General features: G+C 61.3%; 18 protein-coding genes, 1 tRNA gene and 1 riboswitch. Of the genes, 4 read left to right on the top strand and 15 right to left on the bottom strand.

All coding sequences use genetic code 11. The features are described 5' to 3' along the window. Positions 1–29 precede the first annotated feature (29 nt). The 6 genes from cobF to cbiE are packed head-to-tail and all read right to left on the bottom strand — an operon-like array spanning position 30 to position 5,155. Positions 30–773, bottom strand: coding sequence for a precorrin-6A synthase (deacetylating) (gene cobF / locus ACR0B8_RS07750; RefSeq protein ID WP_170359219.1), 744 nt, complete (start codon positions 771–773; stop codon positions 30–32). Further along, positions 766–1,494, bottom strand: coding sequence for a uroporphyrinogen-III C-methyltransferase (gene cobA, locus ACR0B8_RS07745; protein ID WP_170359217.1), 729 nt, complete (start codon positions 1,492–1,494; stop codon positions 766–768). Before cobA ends, cobF begins: the two co-directional genes overlap by 8 nt. Continuing rightward, positions 1,491–2,807, bottom strand: coding sequence for a cobyrinic acid a,c-diamide synthase CobB (locus ACR0B8_RS07740; RefSeq protein WP_170359215.1), 1,317 nt, complete (start codon positions 2,805–2,807; stop codon positions 1,491–1,493). The genes cobA and ACR0B8_RS07740 overlap by 4 nt, the downstream gene beginning before the upstream one ends. Continuing rightward, on the bottom strand, positions 2,800–3,594 hold the full coding sequence (gene cobM, locus ACR0B8_RS07735) for a precorrin-4 C(11)-methyltransferase (RefSeq protein ID WP_170349254.1): 795 nt from the start codon (positions 3,592–3,594) through the stop codon (positions 2,800–2,802). The genes ACR0B8_RS07740 and cobM overlap by 8 nt, the downstream gene beginning before the upstream one ends. Next, positions 3,591–3,959, bottom strand: coding sequence for a cobalamin biosynthesis protein (locus ACR0B8_RS07730; RefSeq protein ID WP_170349253.1), 369 nt, complete (start codon positions 3,957–3,959; stop codon positions 3,591–3,593). Before ACR0B8_RS07730 ends, cobM begins: the two co-directional genes overlap by 4 nt. Next, positions 3,956–5,155: a precorrin-6y C5,15-methyltransferase (decarboxylating) subunit CbiE gene (gene cbiE / locus ACR0B8_RS07725; protein WP_226688260.1), complete on the bottom strand. Its 1,200-nt coding sequence runs from the start codon at positions 5,153–5,155 to the stop codon at positions 3,956–3,958. The genes ACR0B8_RS07730 and cbiE overlap by 4 nt, the downstream gene beginning before the upstream one ends. Here cbiE and ACR0B8_RS07720 point away from each other — a divergent pair. Further along, positions 5,154–5,903 carry a cobalt-precorrin-6A reductase gene (locus ACR0B8_RS07720; RefSeq protein WP_170359212.1) on the top strand — a complete coding sequence of 250 codons (750 nt, stop codon included), beginning with the start codon at positions 5,154–5,156 and terminating at the stop codon, positions 5,901–5,903. The genes cbiE and ACR0B8_RS07720 overlap by 2 nt on opposite strands. Here ACR0B8_RS07720 and cobJ read toward each other — a convergent pair. The 8 genes from cobJ to ACR0B8_RS07680 form a co-directional block, all read right to left on the bottom strand. Then, positions 5,876–6,628: a precorrin-3B C(17)-methyltransferase gene (cobJ, locus tag ACR0B8_RS07715; protein ID WP_170359210.1), complete on the bottom strand. Its 753-nt coding sequence runs from the start codon at positions 6,626–6,628 to the stop codon at positions 5,876–5,878. The genes ACR0B8_RS07720 and cobJ overlap by 28 nt on opposite strands. Further along, complete coding sequence (locus tag ACR0B8_RS07710; protein WP_170349249.1) at positions 6,625–7,353, bottom strand: precorrin-2 C(20)-methyltransferase; 729 nt, start codon at positions 7,351–7,353, stop codon at positions 6,625–6,627. Before ACR0B8_RS07710 ends, cobJ begins: the two co-directional genes overlap by 4 nt. After that, on the bottom strand, positions 7,350–7,979 hold the full coding sequence (locus tag ACR0B8_RS07705; protein ID WP_170349248.1) for a precorrin-8X methylmutase: 630 nt from the start codon (positions 7,977–7,979) through the stop codon (positions 7,350–7,352). The genes ACR0B8_RS07710 and ACR0B8_RS07705 overlap by 4 nt, the downstream gene beginning before the upstream one ends. Further along, a complete protein-coding gene (cobG, locus tag ACR0B8_RS07700) occupies positions 7,979–9,118 on the bottom strand; it encodes a precorrin-3B synthase (RefSeq protein WP_480658036.1) in 1,140 nt (379 codons plus the stop codon). Before cobG ends, ACR0B8_RS07705 begins: the two co-directional genes overlap by 1 nt. After that, positions 9,115–12,408: a cobaltochelatase subunit CobN gene (cobN, locus tag ACR0B8_RS07695; RefSeq protein WP_480658038.1), complete on the bottom strand. Its 3,294-nt coding sequence runs from the start codon at positions 12,406–12,408 to the stop codon at positions 9,115–9,117. Before cobN ends, cobG begins: the two co-directional genes overlap by 4 nt. A gap of 3 nt (positions 12,409–12,411) precedes the next feature. Further along, positions 12,412–13,467: a cobalamin biosynthesis protein CobW gene (cobW, locus tag ACR0B8_RS07690; protein WP_170359201.1), complete on the bottom strand. Its 1,056-nt coding sequence runs from the start codon at positions 13,465–13,467 to the stop codon at positions 12,412–12,414. Continuing rightward, complete coding sequence (locus tag ACR0B8_RS07685; RefSeq protein ID WP_480658040.1) at positions 13,464–13,853, bottom strand: DUF1636 family protein; 390 nt, start codon at positions 13,851–13,853, stop codon at positions 13,464–13,466. The genes cobW and ACR0B8_RS07685 overlap by 4 nt, the downstream gene beginning before the upstream one ends. 84 nt (positions 13,854–13,937) lie before the next feature. After that, positions 13,938–14,146: riboswitch (cobalamin riboswitch) on the bottom strand. Positions 14,147–14,218: 72 nt separating this feature from the next. After that, entirely contained in the window at positions 14,219–15,103 is an 885-nt protein-coding gene (locus ACR0B8_RS07680; RefSeq protein WP_170359198.1) for a LysR substrate-binding domain-containing protein, read from the bottom strand. A 102-nt stretch (positions 15,104–15,205) separates the two neighbouring features. On the opposite strand from ACR0B8_RS07680, the gene ACR0B8_RS07675 reads away from it, so the two are divergent. Next, positions 15,206–16,162 carry an NAD(P)-dependent oxidoreductase gene (locus ACR0B8_RS07675; protein WP_226688267.1) on the top strand — a complete coding sequence of 319 codons (957 nt, stop codon included), beginning with the start codon at positions 15,206–15,208 and terminating at the stop codon, positions 16,160–16,162. A 44-nt stretch (positions 16,163–16,206) separates the two neighbouring features. Here the strand turns inward: ACR0B8_RS07675 and ACR0B8_RS07670 are convergent. After that, positions 16,207–16,280 (bottom strand) — tRNA-Cys (locus ACR0B8_RS07670). Positions 16,281–16,508: 228 nt separating this feature from the next. Between ACR0B8_RS07670 and ACR0B8_RS07665 the strand changes: the two genes are divergently transcribed. Both ACR0B8_RS07665 and ACR0B8_RS07660 read left to right on the top strand, forming a co-directional pair. Next, positions 16,509–17,162 (top strand): protein-L-isoaspartate O-methyltransferase family protein, encoded by a 654-nt coding sequence (locus ACR0B8_RS07665; RefSeq protein ID WP_226688798.1) that lies wholly within the window; start codon positions 16,509–16,511, stop codon positions 17,160–17,162. A gap of 96 nt (positions 17,163–17,258) precedes the next feature. Beyond that, the gene (locus ACR0B8_RS07660; protein ID WP_170349192.1) at positions 17,259–18,677 is read left to right on the top strand and encodes a TolC family outer membrane protein; all 1,419 of its coding nucleotides are present in this window, start codon (positions 17,259–17,261) and stop codon (positions 18,675–18,677) included. Positions 18,678–18,721 lie beyond the last annotated feature (44 nt).

The raw sequence follows: 18,721 nt of genomic DNA, 5'->3' as shown, positions 1-18,721 counted from the left end.
GGTGCAATCGTCATTTGCGACCTTTTAGGTCAGATCACGCGCTTTTTCAGCAAATAGATATCCATGATCCAGCCATGATCGGCACGTGCCTTGGCGCGGGTGTCCAGAATCTCCTGCGCCACATCGGTCAAAGCGCCTTTGATCAGGATTTCCTCTTTCATGCCGACATAGGCACCCCACCAGATGTCATAATCGGCCATGTCCAGGGATTGAAACGAACACTCGCCATCCAGCATTACCGCTGCTTTCGAGGCATTTGCCGGCCAGCCTTCATCCCTGATCCGCCGTCCGGTGGTCACAACATAAGGCGCGCCCAGATCATTGATCGGGATGGCGTGTGCGGCCGTCAATGCCTGCAGCGCGGTGATGCCAGGGATCACCCGTGTCGTGGGCTCAGGGTCCAGCCGCGACGCGATTCGCAACGAGCTGTCATAAAGCGACGGGTCGCCCCAGATCAGCAGCGCCACTTGTCGCGCATTCGGGTGGGCCGCAATCGCCTCGTGCCAGCGCACTGCAATGGCATCATGCCATTCGTCGACCCCGCGCAGATAACCATCATCGGCCCGACGCTTGGGAATGTCGAAATAGGCGATCTGCGGCGGAGTGTCAGTCACAGCTGCAATGATCTCTTCGCGCAACCCGGCCAGATCAGCCTTGTTCTCGCCCTTGTGCGGGATCAGGATTAGGTCTGCATCGCGGATGGCATTTGCCCCTTGCAAGGTCACGTGATCCGGGTTGCCAGTGCCAATTCCGATCAGAGACAACTCAAACATCGTCGAACTCTGCCAACGGGCCATACAGGATCAGCGCCGGGGCTGTGCCGATCTCGGCCTCCAGCTTTTGCGACAGCGCGCCAATTGTTGCACGGTGCAGGCTCTGGTCGGGAGTCGATACGGATTCGGCTATCAGGGCTGGTGTTTCCAGCGGCAGGCCATGCTCATGCAGTGCATTTACCAACAGGGGAAAGGTCCGCTTGCCCATGAACACCACAGTCGTTGCATCCGGATCGGCCAGCGCGGGCAGGTTCAGATCTTCGGGCAGTTTGCCACTGACATCGTGGCCAGTGACAAATTGCACCCGCCGCGCAGTGAGGCGTCGTGTCAGGGGTATTCCTGCTGCTGCCGCCGCCGCAACCGCCGAGGGGATGCCAGGGATGATTTCATATTCGATCCCGGCCGCGCGCAGGGCAACCAGTTCTTCCTCCAGTCTGCCGAACAACCCGCCATCACCAGATTTCAATCGCACCACGCGAGCACCGGTCTTGGCGTAATCCACCAACAGGCGGCTTACGTGATCCTGCTTGGGTGAGGGTCGCCCGGCCCGTTTGCCCACGCCCACCAGATCTGCATCGTCATGCGCATGACTAAGGATTGGGCCGCTGCTGAGGTCATCAAACAGCACCGCATCTGCTTTTTGCATCCGGTCGACTGCCTTCAGGGTCAAAAGCTCAGGATCGCCGGGGCCGGAACCTATGAAGGATACGAAACCGCTCATGCCGAGGCCTCGGCGATCAGGTGAAAGAACGTACCGGAGACGTTTCCTCGCACAGAACCTGTTTGCGGCCCTTCAGCACCTTCAGCATCAAACACCCGCGCCAGCGGTGCGTCCGGCTGTTCTACGATCGAAGAATAATGGAATTCATGCCCCCGCAGAGCCGTGTCAGCTGCAAAACCGGGCATCGGGGCCAGCAATTCTGCGCGCCGATATCCCAGATTGAACTTGCGCTTTTCATACGAGGTCACCAGCCCCAGCAGGCCTGCCATCTGATGTCGCTCGCCGTCTTTGTCGATCAAGGCCTGTCCCAGCGCCATGTATCCACCGCATTCCCCATGCACGGGTTTGGATTCAGCGTGTTTGCGCAGTCCGGTCTGGAACGTGTCGGCGGCAGCCAGTGTGCCCGCATGCAATTCCGGATAGCCACCGGGCAGCCAGACCAGATCGGCATCGGAAGCAGGTGCCTCGTTCGCCAGAGGTGAAAACGGCAGAATTTCTGCACCCGCCGCGCGCCAGCCTTCCAGCAAATGCGGATAGGTAAAGGAAAACGCGGCATCGCGGGCCAGCGCAATCCGTTGCGCCGGAGGGCGCGGCAACGCGGCTGACGACGGCCCATTGGGGCCTGAGGAGGCCGCCACCTTGACCGCCTCAAGATCCACATGTTCGCGCAGAAACGCGGCATAGCCGACAATTGCGCTTTCCAGATCAGGATGCTCGACCGCCTGTATCAGGCCCAGATGGCGTTCCGGCAGGGTCAGATCACCGCGCCGGGGTAAAACGCCCAGAACCGGCAGACCCGCGCGCTCCATACCCAGACGGGTCAGACGCTCGTGCCGGGGGCTTGCGCAACGGTTCAGGATCACACCGGCAAACGGCAGGTCGGGGTTGTACATCCGAAACCCCAGTGCAGTTGCCGCCGCTGATTGCGCCTGACCGCCCACATCCAGCACCAGCACCACAGGCCAGCCCATGCGCTGGGCAGTTTCGGCGCTGGACCCGTGCCCCAGCTCGCCCGGCTTGGCGACGCCGTCAAACAGCCCCATCGATCCCTCGGCGACCACGATATCCGCACCCTCAGCCTGCGCCGAAATCGCACTCAGCAACGGGTCACCCATAGCCCAACTGTCTAGATTAAACGAGGCCCGCCCGGCTGCTGCCCGGTGAAAGGCAGGATCAATGTAGTCCGGACCGCTCTTGAACGGTTGCACGGTCAGCCCATCCTCGGCCAAGGCCCGCAACAGGCCCAGCATGACCGTTGTTTTACCAGTACCCGACGATGGAGCCGAAATCAGAAGACCCGGGGGGTTAGTCATCACCGTGGCTCCAGCTTGACCACGGGCTATCGGCGCTTTGGGGGCGATAGCGACGGTCGTAATCCTTTGAATACAGGCAGCTTTCATCGAACCCTTCGCCTGCCAGCGCCGGACCCACCATGATCAGTGCGGTGCGCGAGATGCTTTCATCCAGCGCCTCTTTCAAGGTGTCCAGCGTGGCGCGGATGATCCTTTCATCCGGCCAACTGGCGCGATACACCACGGCCACCGGGCAGTCCGCACCATAGGCTGGGGTCAGATCGGCAATCACCTTGTCCAGATTGCCGATCGACAGGTGAATGGCTAAAGTCGCGCCGGTGCGGGCAAAGTTCTCAAGCGTTTCCCCTTCGGGCATCGAGGACGCGCGGCCCGGCGTCCGGGTCAGCACCACAGATTGTGCCAGTCCAGGCAGGGTCAGCTCGGTTCCCAGTGAAGCCGCCGCAGCAGCAAAGGACGGCACGCCCGGTGTCACGCTGACCGGGATGCCCATCTCTTTCAGCCGTCTGATTTGTTCACCCATCGCTGACCAGACCGACAGGTCGCCGGAATGCAGGCGCGCCACATCCTGACCAGCCTGATGTGCGGTCTCGATCTCGGCCATGATCTGATCCAGATCCATCGACGCGGTGTTTATGATCTTTGCGTCCTCGGGACAGTGACCAAGGATTTCCTCGGGCACCAGCGACCCGGCATATAGGCATACCGGGCAAGACGCGATGATATCACGTCCGCGCAGGGTCAGAAGGTCGGCAGCGCCCGGTCCGGCGCCAATGAAATGAACAGTCATGTTTGTCCTCCGATGGCTATGGCGCAGGTGGCCAGCCGGTCGTCTGAGATTTGTCTGGGTGAGGTCAGCCGCGCGCCGGACCCGGCAGCGGCAAGGGCGGATGCTTCGGCCACGCTGCCGGTGCCATACGTGGCGCGGCTGCGGTTCGAGCAGGTGAGCGTGCGCTGCCCGGCCAGATCGGCAGGGGCGACGAAATGCAAGGGCAGTGCGATGGCCGAGGCGAATTCGATCAACGCAGGATGGCCGTCTTTGTCCGCCACCGTGGCCAGCGCATCCACGCGCTGCCCATCGCTGGCCCGATCAAAGGCCGCCCGCAAGCTGTCCAACGTGGCCGTAGATGAGAATCCCAATCCCGCGACGATCATAGGGTGACGCTCCACTGCACCACCGGATAAGCGGACTTCCAGCCGCGCCGGGGACCAAGCGCCGAGGCTTGCGCCAACTCGATCCGCAAAAGCTCTCCGCCCAGCTTGTTCTGCCAGTGCCCCAGCAAAGCCTCGCTTTCCAAAGTCACCGCGTTGGCGACCAGCCTTGTGCCTTTGGGTAGGGCGGCTTGCAGCCATTCCATCAGTTCGGTGCTGAGACCACCGCCGATGAAAACCACGTCCGGCAAGGTCAGACCACCCAGTGAGCCCGGAGCAGTGCCGTGCACAACATTCAATCGGTCCTGGCCCAGCGTATCAGCGTTGCGCCGAATGCGTTCGGCGCGATCTGCGCGGGGTTCGATGGTTGTGGCCGTCAGGGTCGGGTCACACATCAGCCATTCGATGCTGATCGAACCCGTGCCGCCGCCGATATCCCAAAGGTGTTCGCCCCGCTGCGGAGCCAATGCCGACAGAGTTAACGCGCGTACGGGGCGCTTGGTGATTTGACCATCGGTTTCGAATATCTCATCCGGCTTGCCCGACGCCTTTGGAAAGGCGCGACCTTCGCCTGCAACTTCAAGCCCGACGCAGACCGGATGGTCGAATCCGCCCAGCAGCGCTTCGGTCAGCGATACGCTGCGCGCCCGTTCTCGAGGGCCGCCCAGAGCCTCCATCACATGCAGGCGGGTGTCGGGAAATCCAGTTTCGGTTAGGTAGGTCGCCAGTTCCGCCACCGCCTTGCCGTCCCGCAACAGCAGGATGGCGCGTACCCCCGGTGCCAGATCAGGACGCAACCGGGTCAGCGGGGCTGCGTGCAGGCCGAAGGTCAGCGTGGTCTCTAGCGGCCAGCCCAATCGCGCAGCGGCCAGCGAAAAGGTCGATTGGCCGGGCAGGGCAGTCCATTCGCCAGCCTCGAAATTGCGCGCGATAACTGAACCTGCACCAAACCAGAAGGGATCGCCCGAGGCGAGAACCACAGTCGGACGGCCCCGAAAGCCGGCCAGCATCGGAAGGCCATCGGAGAAAGGCACAGGCCACTCAACCCTTTGCGCACCGGCCTCGGGGATCAGCGACAGGTGCCGTGGTGGGCCCATGACGATTTCGGCGCGTTCCAGCACTTGACGGCTTGCCGGTGGCAGGCCATCCAGTCCATCTTCGCCCAAGCCCAGAACGGTCAGCCACGGAGCTTTAAGCATGACACACCTCCTGATCCTTGGCGGTACGACCGAGGCCAACGCGCTGGCTAAGGCGGTGACCGCGCAGGGCGTTCCGGCAACCTATTCCTATGCCGGACGGGTCGATAACCCCCGCCCGCAACCCTTGCCCGTGCGTGTCGGTGGTTTTGGCGGCGCGCACGGGCTGGCGCAGTACCTTTGCGATCACGCGATCACCCACGTGATCGATGCCACTCATCCCTTTGCCGCACAAATGAGCCGGAACGCCATTGCCGCCTGCCGCGATACCGGGCTGCCGCTGGCTGCGCTGACCCGTCCGGCCTGGACGGCGCAAGACGGGGATCGCTGGCAGTACGTTCCCGATATCGGCGGCGCAGTGGCTGCCCTGTCCGGCCTGGCGCAACGTGTCTTTCTGGCGGTAGGGCGGATGCACCTTGAGGACTTCGCCGCCCAGCCCCAACACCACTACCTGCTGCGGCTGGTGGATGAACCCGGTAAATTGCCCTTGCCGAATTGCGATGTGGTTGTGTCGCGCGGGCCGTTTACCGAAGCGGGTGACCGGGCGCTGATGCAACGCCATGAAATCGAATTGGTCGTGTCCAAGAACGCAGGCGGCAGCGGCGCACGCGCCAAGATTGATGCCGCGCGGGCGTTGGGCCTGCCCGTACTGATGATCGACCGTCCGATCCTGCCACAACGACACGAACTGACGAGCGTAACGCAGGTTTTGGACTGGCTGGCTCATTCCGGTGTGAACCTCGGGGTGTAGACGATCGGGGCGCTGTTGCGATCAATCACACGAGTCAGGGATGATCCCACGATAACCACCGTCTGCATGTCCGCCATATCCGGCGTTGCCTCGGCCAGTGTCGAAACCCGGATCGCCTCATCCGCGCGAGATACGGCGCGGGCGAACAGGATCAGACGTTCGGGCTCACATTCCTCGCGCAGGATTTCCAGCGCCTTAACAAAGCCTTCGGGGCGGGATTTTGAGCGCGGGTTGTAAAACGCCATCGCGAAATCACCCTGCGCCGCCAATCGGAGACGTTTCTCGATCAGCGACCAGGGTTTCAGATTGTCGCTGAGGTTGATGGCACAGAAATCATGCCCCAAAGGTGCCCCAGCACGCGCCGATGCGGCCAGCATCGCGGTGATGCCCGGCAGCACGTCGATGGGAATTTCGCGCCATTCGACAGGGCCATTTTCCAGTGCTTCAAACACGGCGGCCGCCATGGCAAACACGCCTGGATCGCCCGAGGACACAACGACCACGCGTTTCCCCTCGGCCGCCATCTGCAACGCGTGCTGCGACCTGTCAATCTCGACCCGATTGTCGCTGGCGTGCAGCGTCAGGCCGGGGCGTTCGGCCACGCGCGCGACGTAAGGGATATAGCCGACGATATCCGTGGCCTCGGCCAATGCGGCGGAAACTTCGGGCGTTACAAGGTCCTCGTTTCCGGGGCCGAGTCCCGCGATCTTGACCCAACCGCTCATGGCCGCCGCCCCTGACCATGCACGATGATGATCGAGAAGTAGGGGGTGACCTTGTCACATGCCTCGGACAGTTTCGTCACGGTCTGGTTCGGCATCTGAGCGTATTCGACGATCCATGCTCGATCATACAGGCCAGCCGTTTTCAGGGCCCGTTTCACCTTTTCGATGTTGCGCCCGATCTTCATCACCACCAAAGCATCGGTCTGCGCCATGCGTTCCGCCAGAGTATCTTCGGGGAGTGTGCCGACCAGAACGGTCAGGACATCATCGCCCCACGTGATCGGGTCACCGGTTGCCGTCCACGCGCCGGACATACCGGTGATGGCGGGAACAACCTCGACGTCAGCTTCGTCACGCAAGCGGCTGTAAAGATGCATGAAAGACCCATAGAAAAATGGGTCACCTTCACACAAAACCACCACATCCTCACCTTCATCCGACAGGGTTTTTAAATGCGCGGCGCAGTCTTTGTAGAAGGCAGACAGCAGCTCGTTATAACGCGGATCGGTTAGGGGGATTTCGGTGGTGACGGGATATTCCATCGGAAATTCCACAGCATCGCCGGGGATCATGCCATTGACGATCTTGCGTGCCTGACCGCTGCGGCCAGGTTTGCGGAAAAACGCCACGTGGCGCGCATTGCGCAGTAGACGGTCGGCCCGAACGCTCATCAGGTCCGGGTCGCCGGGGCCAAGGCCGACGCCGTATATCTTGCCCGCGCTCATTCCGCGCGGCTCGCGATGGCGTTGACGGCGGCGACGGTGATGGCGCTGCCGCCCAGACGACCTTTGACGATACAGGATGGCACCGGTTGCGCCGCCCACAAAGCGTCCTTGGATTCGACCGCGCCGACAAAGCCCACCGGGCAACCGATGATGGCTGCAGGACGCGGGCAGTCGGGATCTTCCAGCATGTTCAACAGGTGGAACAGGGCAGTCGGAGCATTGCCGATGGCCACAACAGCACCTTCAAGATGCGGGCGCCACAACTCCAGCGCTGCGGCCGAGCGCGTGTTGCTCATCTCAGCGGCCAGCGGACGTACGCGTTCGTCATGCAGGGTGCAGATTACCTCATTGTCGGCGGGCAGGCGGAACCGGGTCACGCCCTCGCTGACCATACGCGCGTCACACAGGATCGGCGCGCCGTTTTCCAAAGCGGTGCGGGCAGCAGAGACGAAACCGGGCGAGAAATGCACGAACTCTTCCAGCCCGACCATCCCGGCGGCATGGATCATGCGGACGGCAACCTGCTCTTCGTCGGCGTCGAACCGGGCCAGATCGGCCTCGGACCGAATGGTGGCAAAGCTTTCCTTATAGATCGCTGCGCCATCGGTTTCATATTCATAGGGCATCAGGTCAGGTCCATGGTCATAAGTGTTTCGGGGGTCAGCCCGCGTTGGCAGGGCTCATCCCCTGCGCGGCCGTGTTTGACAAGGTCAAATCGCCCATCGCGACCGACCAAAGTGACATCCGCTGTTCCCATTCGGGCGCATCCTTTTGAGCAGCCCGAGACATGCAGGCTGCCTTCCACATGCGGTGCCAGCGCTCGGGCGACAGCACGGGTTTCTACCTGCGCCTGCGGGCAGAACGGTGCACCGGTGCAGGCGTCGGTGGTCATCAGCGGATCGGTGCCATCTGTGACAAAGGCCGGGGCCGGGATCGCCGCCCCGCCTTCCAGCAGGAACAGCCGCCAGGGGGTCACCCGCAGGGCGGAAGCGCCTGTGTCCTCGATCAAGCTGAACAGACGCCGCGCAGGCAGTTGCCCGAATGCTGCACCATAAAGTGTGCCCAGTTCACAAATGCCAGGTTGTAGCGGTGAGCCAACAGCGTTGGCTGGGCTGCCTTGCCATTCCAGAGGCAAAGCTTGTGCTGCGACCACGCGGGCCATGCGGCGATTGTCCGAGGTTTGGTTTTCGGCAAACCATTCAGCCAACGCGATAAGCTGGTCTATGGCTTCGACTTCTGAGACGGCGCGCCCCGTCTCGCATCCATCGGCGCGAAGGATCAGGCCCTCCGCGCCGGTCTCCAGCCGGATATCCGCAGAATCCGCGGCCATCAGACGGGCCGGGCCAGTGTCGATGGCAAAACCGAATTTCGCAGGCACGGCGGGCAGGTCTGCCAGTCGATGGATCAAAGATTGCGTCAGCCGCGCGGTCAGATCGCCCGTTTCGTAAAGCGGTGAAACCAGAATGTTGCGGCGTACTTCGATGCCCGACTCGGCGTCCAAAAGATCCAGCGCGGAAAGCTCAGAAAGCAACGATTGATGATCGGCCTCTTTCACGCCACGTAATTGCAGGTTGGCTCGGTTGGTCAGGTCGATGGTGCCATTGCCAAACCGCTCGGCCAACTCGCACAAGCCCAAAGCCTGCGTCGCATTCAGACGTGCCAACCGGGGGCGCACCCGCACCACCAGTCCGTCGCCCGACATCATCGGACGATGGGCGCCGGGGCACCAGCCCTGAACAACAGGTTTTGAGGTGGGGGCGCTCATCCCAACCCCTCCAGATCCGCGCGGATCGAGTTCCGGCGTGTGTTCCACAACCCCGCGTCAAGCAATGCGCGGAACCGGTCCTGCATGGCTTGATGTGCTTGCGGATTGGCCTCTTGCAGGAAGGCGTCAACCTCGGCGTCACCCAGTGTGGCATCGTGGTACAGATCGAACAGGTGCGGAGCGACTGTGCCGGACAGGTGGGCAAAAGACGCCATATGGTCCAGCGTCGCCGCGATCTCTGCGGCCCCGCGGAACCCGTGCCGTTGCATCGCTGCAATCCAGCCGGGATTGGCAGCGCGGGCATGAACCACGCGGCTGATTTCTTCGGGCAGGGTACGAGCACGGGGAGTGTCGGGGTTGGTATTGTCGAGGTGGTACAATTGCGCGCTGCCGCCGGTGACGGTCTTGGCAGCGGCAAACCCGGCCTCGTGCGTGGCATAGTCGTTGGCCAGCAGCAGGTCGGTCTCGGTCAGGTCCTGCAGGTGGACAAAGCTGTCGGCATTGGCGACGCGTTCGGTGATGCCGGTGACATCCTGCGCGATATGGTCGCCCTCCAACGCAAAAGAGCTTGCCTGCAGCCATGCTTCACCCGCCTGCGCGCGGGCTTCATCGGTATAGATTTCAGACAGTTGCGTCATATTCACGCCATAGCTGCCGGGCGCGGGGCCAAAGACTCGCGCGGCAGGGGCTTGCCCGGCATAGGGGTTCCAATCCGGGGCTTCATCACGGTCAGACAAGGCACGGACGGCCTGACCGAACAGTGCCGAAAGCGTCGGGAACACGTCGCGGAACAGGCCCGATACGCGCAGGGTCACATCTAGGCGAGGGCGGCTGAGATCGGTGATTGGCAGCACTTCGATGCCTGACACTCGCTCGGACCCCTTGTCCCAGATTGGCTTGACGCCCAACAGGTGCAGCGCCATGGCGAATTCTTCGCCTGCCGTGCGCATGGTGGCCGAGCCCCATAGGTCGACGATCAGGCCCTTGGGATAATCACCTTCCTCTTGCAAATGCCGCCGCACCAGCTCTTCGGCCAGCTTCACGCCTTGGGTATAGGCGGCGCGGGTAGGAACCGAACGCGGATCGGTGGTATAGAGGTTCCGACCGGTAGGCAGCACATCCGACCGCCCACGATAGGGTGAGCCGGACGGTCCGGCCTCGATCCGTTTTCCCGCCAGCGCGTCAAGCAGAGCCCTGCGTTCCGCACGGACGGAAGAGGCGGGGTCAAAATTACCGGTGACCTCAGGCGTGCGACCAAAGATGTGCAACCCGTCACCGAACTGGCTTTCCTTGATATCGCAGACAAACCGGTCGATGCGGGTGATTGCCTCGGCAGTGCAGGTGGCCTGATCCAGACCTAGGTCGTTTTCCAACCCGATGGCCTGCGCCTCATCCCGGATATCTTCTTGCAGGCGGTCCCGGCGCTTGGGGTCCAGCCCGTCGGCGTTCGAAAACTCGTCCAGCAGGGATTCCAGCCGCACCATCCGGTCGGGCGTGCCGCTTTCCTTCATCGGGGGTGGGATATGACCCAGCGTGACCGCCCCGATCCGGCGCTTGGCCTGCGCGGCCTCGCCGGGGTCATTGACGATGAAGGGGTAGATCACCGGCAGATCGCGGATCAGCGCCTCGGGCCAGCAATTCGCCGACAGGGCGACCGATTTGCCAGGCAGCCATTCCAGCGTGCCATGCGCGCCGATATGGATCAGCGCATCCGCACCCAACCCTCTGCGCAGCCACAGATAAAAGGCCACATAGCCGTGGCGTGGGGTGCGTGAGAGGTCGTGGTAATCATCCTCGCGCAACTCGGGCGTGCCGCGTTCGGGTTGCAGCGCGATCAGGGCCTTGCCACGACGCAAAGCGGTGAAATTGAAAGCGCCGTCTGCTAATGCTGGATCATCCTCGGGCCGTCCCCAAACGGTTTCGAGGTCCCTGCGCAATTCATCCGGCAGATCGGCCAGCGCCGCCAGATAATCCGCAAGCGGCCACGATACCCTTGCATCCATAAGGGTTTCGGTAATGGGTTGGGCGGGGGCGGTGTCGTACCCTTCGCCCTGCAGATCGGCCAACATCGCCTCGGCTGAGGCCAGCGCGTCCAACCCCACAGCATGGGCCATCTGCCAGTCCTTACCAGGGTAAGTGGACAGCACCAGCACCGGGGTTTGATCGACCTTGGGCTTGTCATGCAAAGCTAGCCACCCGGTCACCCGGTCGATGATGGCCTCGATCCGTTCATCTTCGGCCCGGTGGGCAAATCGCGAGTATTCCAGATTTGGGTCACGTTTCCCGGGTTCTTTGAATGAGGCGATGCCCGCCGAAATCCGCCCGTCTACCTCGGGCAACACCACATGCATGGCAAGGTCGGCGGGCGAGAGGCCACGTTCCGCCTCGGCCCAGGCCTTGCGGCGTGCAGTTGACAAAGCGACCTGAAACACAGGGACATTGGCCGCGTCCAGCGGAGATGTGCCAGACGCGCCCTTGCCCGAGAATGAAGTGGCGTTGATGATGGCCGACGGCTGCATTGCTACGATATTTCCGCGCAACCACTCGGCGGCGGTTGGGGCTTTCAGCGACGGCGCGAACAGGCCCACGGCTTCGAAACCGCGCGCGCGTAGGTTACGGATCAGGGCCGCGACCGGGGCGGTGTCCGCCGAGGTCAGGTAAGCGCGGTAGAAACTCACGAGAATGCGTTTTGCATCGCCCGTGAACGCCTTTTCCACTGGGATCACGCCACGATCCGGGCACCAGGCGCCGCACTCGGGGATGGTTTTGGCCCCCATCACAGGGCCTGCATAAAGCCCCGCAGCCAGCGCCATCTGTGCCAGCGCGGCCTGCGCAGCAACTTCGCCGCCGGTATCGCACAGATGCGCCAGCCGCCGCAGAGTTGAAACGGGTAGGGTGGAAAAGTCGTCCAACCGCGTATCTTCGCGCCCATCCGCTGGCAGGACAGCCAGCGCGATGCCCTTGTCTTGCGCCAGCGCCAGAACCTGCTGCAGGCCATAGGACCAATAAGGCACGCCGCCGATCAGGCGGATCAGAATGCCTTTCGCACCTTCCAGAGTTTGTTCGACGTAGGTATCGACGGACAGAGGGTGTTTCAGCGCCGTCAGATTGGCCAACCGCATCGTGGGCATCCGCCCCTCAGCTCCGCCACCGCGATGCCAGCCTGCCGCGAAAGCTCCGAGGTCGCTGTCCGAAAAGGACAGCACCACCAGATCCGCCGGGCTTTGGCCCAGATCGGTCGGGGTCTCGGTTTCCTCGAGCCCGTGGCTTTCGCGGAAGACGACGTGCATGGCTTACTCGGCGGCCTCGGTCACACCCACGAGGATCTCGCGGATCGCGGCCTCTTTGATGTCGTCATGTTCGGCAATCACCACCAGACGCGAGCGGCGCTCTTCGCCGGGTTCCCATGGGCGGTCGTACTGATGTCGCACGCGTGCGCCAACCGCCTGGACCAACAAGCGCATCGGTTTGCCCTGGACAGCGGCGTAACCTTTGACCCGCAGGATGTTCAGCTCATTTGCCAAGCGTTCGATATTGGCAACCAGTGCTGCCGGATCGGTCTGTTCCGGCAACTCGACGATAATGCTTTCGAAATCGTCATGTTCATGATCGTGGTGGCCATCGTGGTGCGACGGGCGTGCATCCATGTCATCCTCGGCGGCAGCCTCAAGCCCCAGTACGACGCGCACGTCCACAGCGCCTTCGGCAACTTCGACGACGGGCAGGGGGCGCGGAGCCTCGGCTGCGATCACTTCTTTGGCCTTTGCCACGCCTTCCGGACCAGCCAGATCGGGCTTGGTCAGCAGGATGATGTCGGCGCAGGAGATCTGATCCTCGAAAACCTCGGACAGGGGTGTTTCGTGGTCGATCGAGTCATCGGCCAGGCGCTGGGCGTCCACAGCCTCGACATTCGGGGCGAAGCGACCGGCGGCGACAGCCTCGGCATCGGCCAGAGCGATCACGCCGTCCACGGTGATTTTCGAGCGGATATCGGGCCAGTCAAACGCTTTCAACAGCGGCTTGGGTAGGGCCAGGCCCGAGGTTTCGATCAGGATGTGATCAGGGCGCGGCTCCAGTGCCATCAGCGCCTCGATGGTCGGAATGAAATCATCGGCCACGGTGCAGCAGATGCAGCCATTGGCCAGTTCCATGATATTTTCCGCCGGGCAATCGGGAATGGCGCAGGATTTCAGAATGTCGCCATCCACACCCACATCGCCAAATTCATTGACGACAACGGCCAGACGCTTGCCCTGCGGGTTCTGCATTAGATGTTTGACCAGCGTGGTTTTGCCCGAACCCAGAAAGCCGGTGATCACAGTGACGGGGAGTTTTTCGAGGTTGCTCATTTCAGGGCTCCAATCGGGGGAATACGGGCCGCACAGTTTTTGCGGAAATGTTCGGGACGTTCGCGCCATTTGACCAGACCGTCATCGGCGGCGAGGTACTTGGTGACGCCTTCGACGATGGTGTCGACATGGTCGGTTTCGTTCAGGTTTTCGTACACAAAGGTCCAGCGGGTCGGTCCGCCGCGCAGCACTATGGAGCAACCCTGATCGCAATTTGACAGGCACTCGACCGGCTTCAGCACGATACCTTCGGGCAAATCGGCGTCTTCCAGTGCCTTGTGCAGCAGGGCACCTGGACGTTGCGCATCGTCTTCAATCGGCAGGCCACGCCGACAGGTCGTGCAGACCAGCAGCTCGACTGGTGCAGTCTCGGTCACGTCTCTCATCCCCCCAAAATCCTCTTTGCAGGGGACGGGGTTTCATGCGGGCCACGTCTGCACATGGACCCGACACCGGATCACCCCGTCCGGTTTCAACTTCGGGTGCTGGCAGGTCTCCCGGCTTGCGGATGTCGGGGCGTTTGCCCCGGCAGATGTCCCGCCTTCCCGGCCTTGCGGGCCAGTGGCATTGGGCACCCTCTCCGGTCACGGTCGCGGGGGCGGCTGCGTTTGACGGTTGCCCGCTGACGCATTCCCTTTTCATCCATCCGAAGATGGACACCAACGCATGCGACATGCGGCACGGGCAGGGGGCTTGTCAAGCACGAGGCGCATGGTGAAATCGTTCAAACCAAAAAAGCGACCAGCCTGGGTCAATCCGCGGCATGCGAGGCCAGCCTCTCGCGCAGCCAAGCGCAAAACAACCCTGCCGCAGCGGTCGATTGCGTAGCGCCTAGTGTACTGATCAGGTAATGCGACTGGGCAAAGGGAATCGCAGGTCCCGCAATTGCAATCGGCACAGCCTGCCGGATCGCATTCCTGGCGAACCGTTCCAGAACCGTTGCATAGCCCGCCCCGGCCATCACAAGTTGCAGCGCTGCGACCGAGGTGTCCACCGAATGTCGGGGCGGCTGGTCCGAAAGCGAGAGCCCGTTGGCCTGAAAGTACCGCGCCCAGTTGTCTTCGTATCCAAGGATATGAATCAGAGGGCCTTGCCGCAGTACGTTCAGGGTCGCGGGCGAGTCCCCGGCCCGGCATACCGGTACCAGCATTTCGTCTGTCAGCTTTTCGGACTGAACGCTGGGCCAATCGCCATAACCCAACCGGATTTCCACATCCACATCGCCGGGGGCCACGCTGTCATTCCAGATGTGCGAGACAAGGCGTACGGGGATCTCGGGGTGGCGAGCGGTAAAGTCGGGCAGTTCCGCCGCGACCCAATAGGTGGCTGTCGATATCGCCGCACGGATTGTCAGGGTCTGGCGAGAGGCAGGGCCGAACAGGCTGTTGGTGGACAGGGCGATGTCACCAAGCGCACGCCGCACAGTCAACGAATAAGACTGCCCCAGCTCAGTCAGTTCCAACCGCCGGGCATTCCGGGTGAACAGCTTTTGCCCAAGCTCGGCCTCAAGCGACCGGATATGCAATGAGACCGCCGTCTGCGTCAGGCCCAGCTCTTTTGCTGTGGTGGTAAAATTCAGATGCCGCGCGGCGGTTTCAAAGCTGCGCAACCATGTGGGGTTTGGAAGGCGATCCATATATCACCAAATTATTTTGACCATAATTGGCATTATTAATCATTTTCGTTTCTAACAGACAACACTGATACTCGGCCCGAATACGACCGTCAGGAGGGAAACATGAAAGTCGGATTTATCGGTTTAGGAAATGTGGGCGGCAAACTGTCCGGCTCGCTTCTGCGCAACGGGATTGACCTGACGGTCCACGACCTTAACCCCGATTTGGTGGCCGAGTTTGTGGCCAAAGGGGCCGAAGCCGCGGAAAGCCCGGCGCAGATGATGCGGGACTGCGATGCCGTTATAACCTGCCTGCCGTCCCCGACGGCCTCGGACGCAGTGATGCAAGATATGCTGCCCGAGGTCGGGCCGGGCAAGATCTGGATGGAGATGTCGACCACCGACGAAGCCGAGGTTAAACGACTGGGCGCCATGGTGATCGAGCGTGGAGGCGCGGCTGTGGATTGCCCGGTTTCGGGCGGGTGCCACCGGGCGGCCACTGGCAATATCTCGATTTTCGCCGGATGTGATCGCGAAACCTTTGAGCGGATTCTGCCGTTTTTAACCACGATGGGGCGGCGCGTGCTGCACACGGGGGAGTTGGGCTCAGCCTCGGTCCTAAAAGTTCTGACCAACTATCTGGCGACCGCCAACCTGATCACCTGTGCCGAAGCGCTGGTAACGGCCAAAGCGGCCGGGATGGATTTGAACACCACTTATGAGGCGATAAAGATTTCGTCGGGCACTTCATTCGTGCATGAAACGGAAAGCCAAGTCATTCTGAACGGGTCCCGCGATATCTCTTTCACCATGGACCTTGTCAAAAAGGACATTGGACTGTTCCAAGACGTCGCCGACCGCGCCGGAGTGCCCTTGGAAATCAACCCGGTAATGATCCGCATCTTCGACGACGGTATCGCCCGCTATGGTGAACGCGAACTGTCACCGAATATTATCAAGCGGTTGGAGGACGCGACCGGGCTGGATATCACGGCGCCCGGTTTCCCGACCGAGATGCACGATGATGAACCGGAAGAGCCGGGTTATGAAGTTATCCCACAGAGAGGTCAGGCCGAATAGCGCACACCGAGCGCAGTTGAATACCGGTTAGATAATCAAAGAAGTGGAGGCGAGTACCGGAATCGAACCGGTGTACACGGATTTGCAATCCGCTGCGTCACCACTCCGCCAACTCGCCTTTTCAAGTAAAATCAAATACTTGCTGTGGTGTGGCAGGCGTTTTAACACCTTTCGTCAGGGGCGTCCAGTGGGTTGATTGCAAAAATCCACCTCCATGTGTTGCGGCATGGCGCGGCGCGACACCAAGTCTCTGCGATCTGGTGAAACTTTCGACGTTGCAGCCGTTGCCGGTTTCTTCTGGATGTGGCAAAAGCCGGGAACACTAGGGAAAAACATGGGCGATCCAATGACAGATTTCGCAACCCGGCGCCGCACGATGGTCGATACGCAGATCCGACCTTCGGATGTAACGAAATTCCCCATCATTGACGCCATGCTGACCGTTCAGAGAGAGAATTTTGTACCTGACGCTCAGCGTGAAGCGGCTTACGCCGAAGGCGTGATCGACCTTGGTGGCGACCGTTGCTTGCCCGAACCGCGGACATTGGCCAAAATGCTGGATGCGCTGAATATCTCGAATGACGAGGCTGTTTTGGATATCGCCCCGGCTCTGGGCTATTCCACTGCGGTTGCCGCGCGTATGGCGCAGTTGGTGGTTGCCGTGGAAGAAGATGAAGATATGGCCGCCGAAGCGCAAACGATCTTGATGGAAGCAGACGCCGACAACGCGATTGTACATGTTGGGCCGCTGGTGCAGGGCGCGACCGAACACGGCCCCTATGACGTCATCATGATACAAGGCGGGGTTGAGCAGGTTCCCGAGGCATTGATCGCCCAGTTGAAGGATCACGGACGCATTGCCTGCCTGTTCGTCGAAGGAGAGCTTGGAACCGTTCGGATCGGGCATAAATCCGGCGGTCGGGTGACGTGGCGTCATGCATTCAACGCCAATGCCCCGGTTTTGCAGGCATTTTCCGCCGAGTGTGCATTTTCGCTATAATTTCATCGCTTATTTTTCTGCGACCTTGATTAGTTGAAAACATCGGCGCAAACTACGCTCAGGGCAGCGTAATTTTGATTTGAGAAGGATTTCGACATGCGTTCAAGGACAGGGGGAAAGCTAACAAAGGCGATGGCGCTGACGGCGGGACTCGCGCTCAGTGTTGTACCAGGGCGTGCGGTATGGGCTGATAACCTGACCGACGCGTTTATCGGGGCTTACAATACAAGTGGGCTGCTGGAACAGAACCGCGCCTTGTTGCGCGCGGCTGATGAAGACGTCGCAATCGCGCTGTCGGCGCTGCGCCCGATCATCAACTGGGCGGTCGAGGTCAGTCAGAATTACAATCGCAACAGCACGAGCGCTGGTGTTGTGCGGGATGAGCCAGCCAACTTTTTCACCGGCCTCACCCTGAGCCAGCTGATCTATGATGGCGGCTTCTCGGTTCTGGGCAAGCAATCGGCGCAGGAAACGGTGCTGGCCACACGGCAAACCTTGCTGGACGTCGAACAGGACGTCCTGTTTCGCGGCCTGAACGCGTATTTGGGTGTTCTGCTGCAAGAAGAAACTGTTCAGATTCGCCTGAACAACGTGGATGTGTCTGCCGAAGAATTGCGCGCCTCTCAGGACCGCTTTGATGTGGGTGAGGTGACCCGGACGGACGTCGCGCTGTCCGAAGCACAGCTGGCCAGCTCGCAAGCGGATCTAGCGGTTGCGCGCGGTAACCTGAGCATTGCGCAGGCGGAATATGTGAACGCCGTGGGCAAGGCGCCAGGCCGTACTGCCGGTCAACCAAGCCTGCCGAACCTGCCGCGATCCGAAGGTGAAGCCGTTAGTCTTGCACAGCGCAACCATCCGGCTATTCAGTCAGCGCAACATCAGGTGCGGGCGCTGGATTTGTTCGTTCAACAGCAGCGTGCCAACCTTGGTCCGAATGTCAGGCTGAATGCGGATGCGGGCCTGCGCGAAAGCTATGACAACGATGACAGCCTCGAAGATGCGACTGTCGCGTTGCGCTTTGAACAGCCGATCTATGCCGGTGGCCGTCTGGCCGCCACGGTCCGTCGGGCAATGGCAACACGCGATGCGTCGCGCGCCAATTTGCTGAACGTGCAAAAGGATATCACCCAGGGGGTCGCGGACGCCTATGCAGCTTACCAGGCCGCCAGCGCCAGCCTAAGGGCGTCTACGGAACGGGTTCGGGCCTCGCAAGTGGCGTTTGACGGTATCCGCGAAGAAGCAACCTTGGGTGCGCGGACCACGCTGGACGTGCTGAACGCGCAGCAGGATCTATTGGACGCGCAACTGGCCGAGGTTGCATCGCGCACCGAACGGTCGCGTGCCGCTTATCAACTGCTGGATGCGCAGGGTTTGCTGACGGCTGAACGTCTGGGTCTGGCTGTCCAGATTTATGATCCAACCCTGTATTACAACTTGGTTAAAAAGGCTCCGGCGCAGATCAGCAGACAAAGTCGAGACCTGGATCGCGTCCTCAAAGCGTTGCGTCGCGACTAAGGGCCAATACTACCTGTTGTTAGGACCGGTTTGTTTAGCTACAC

The sequence above is a fragment of the Ruegeria sp. BH6 genome, from assembly GCF_056538105.1.
Note: the sequence above shows the minus strand (reverse complement) of the source record. Positions and strands in the feature narration are given on the sequence as shown.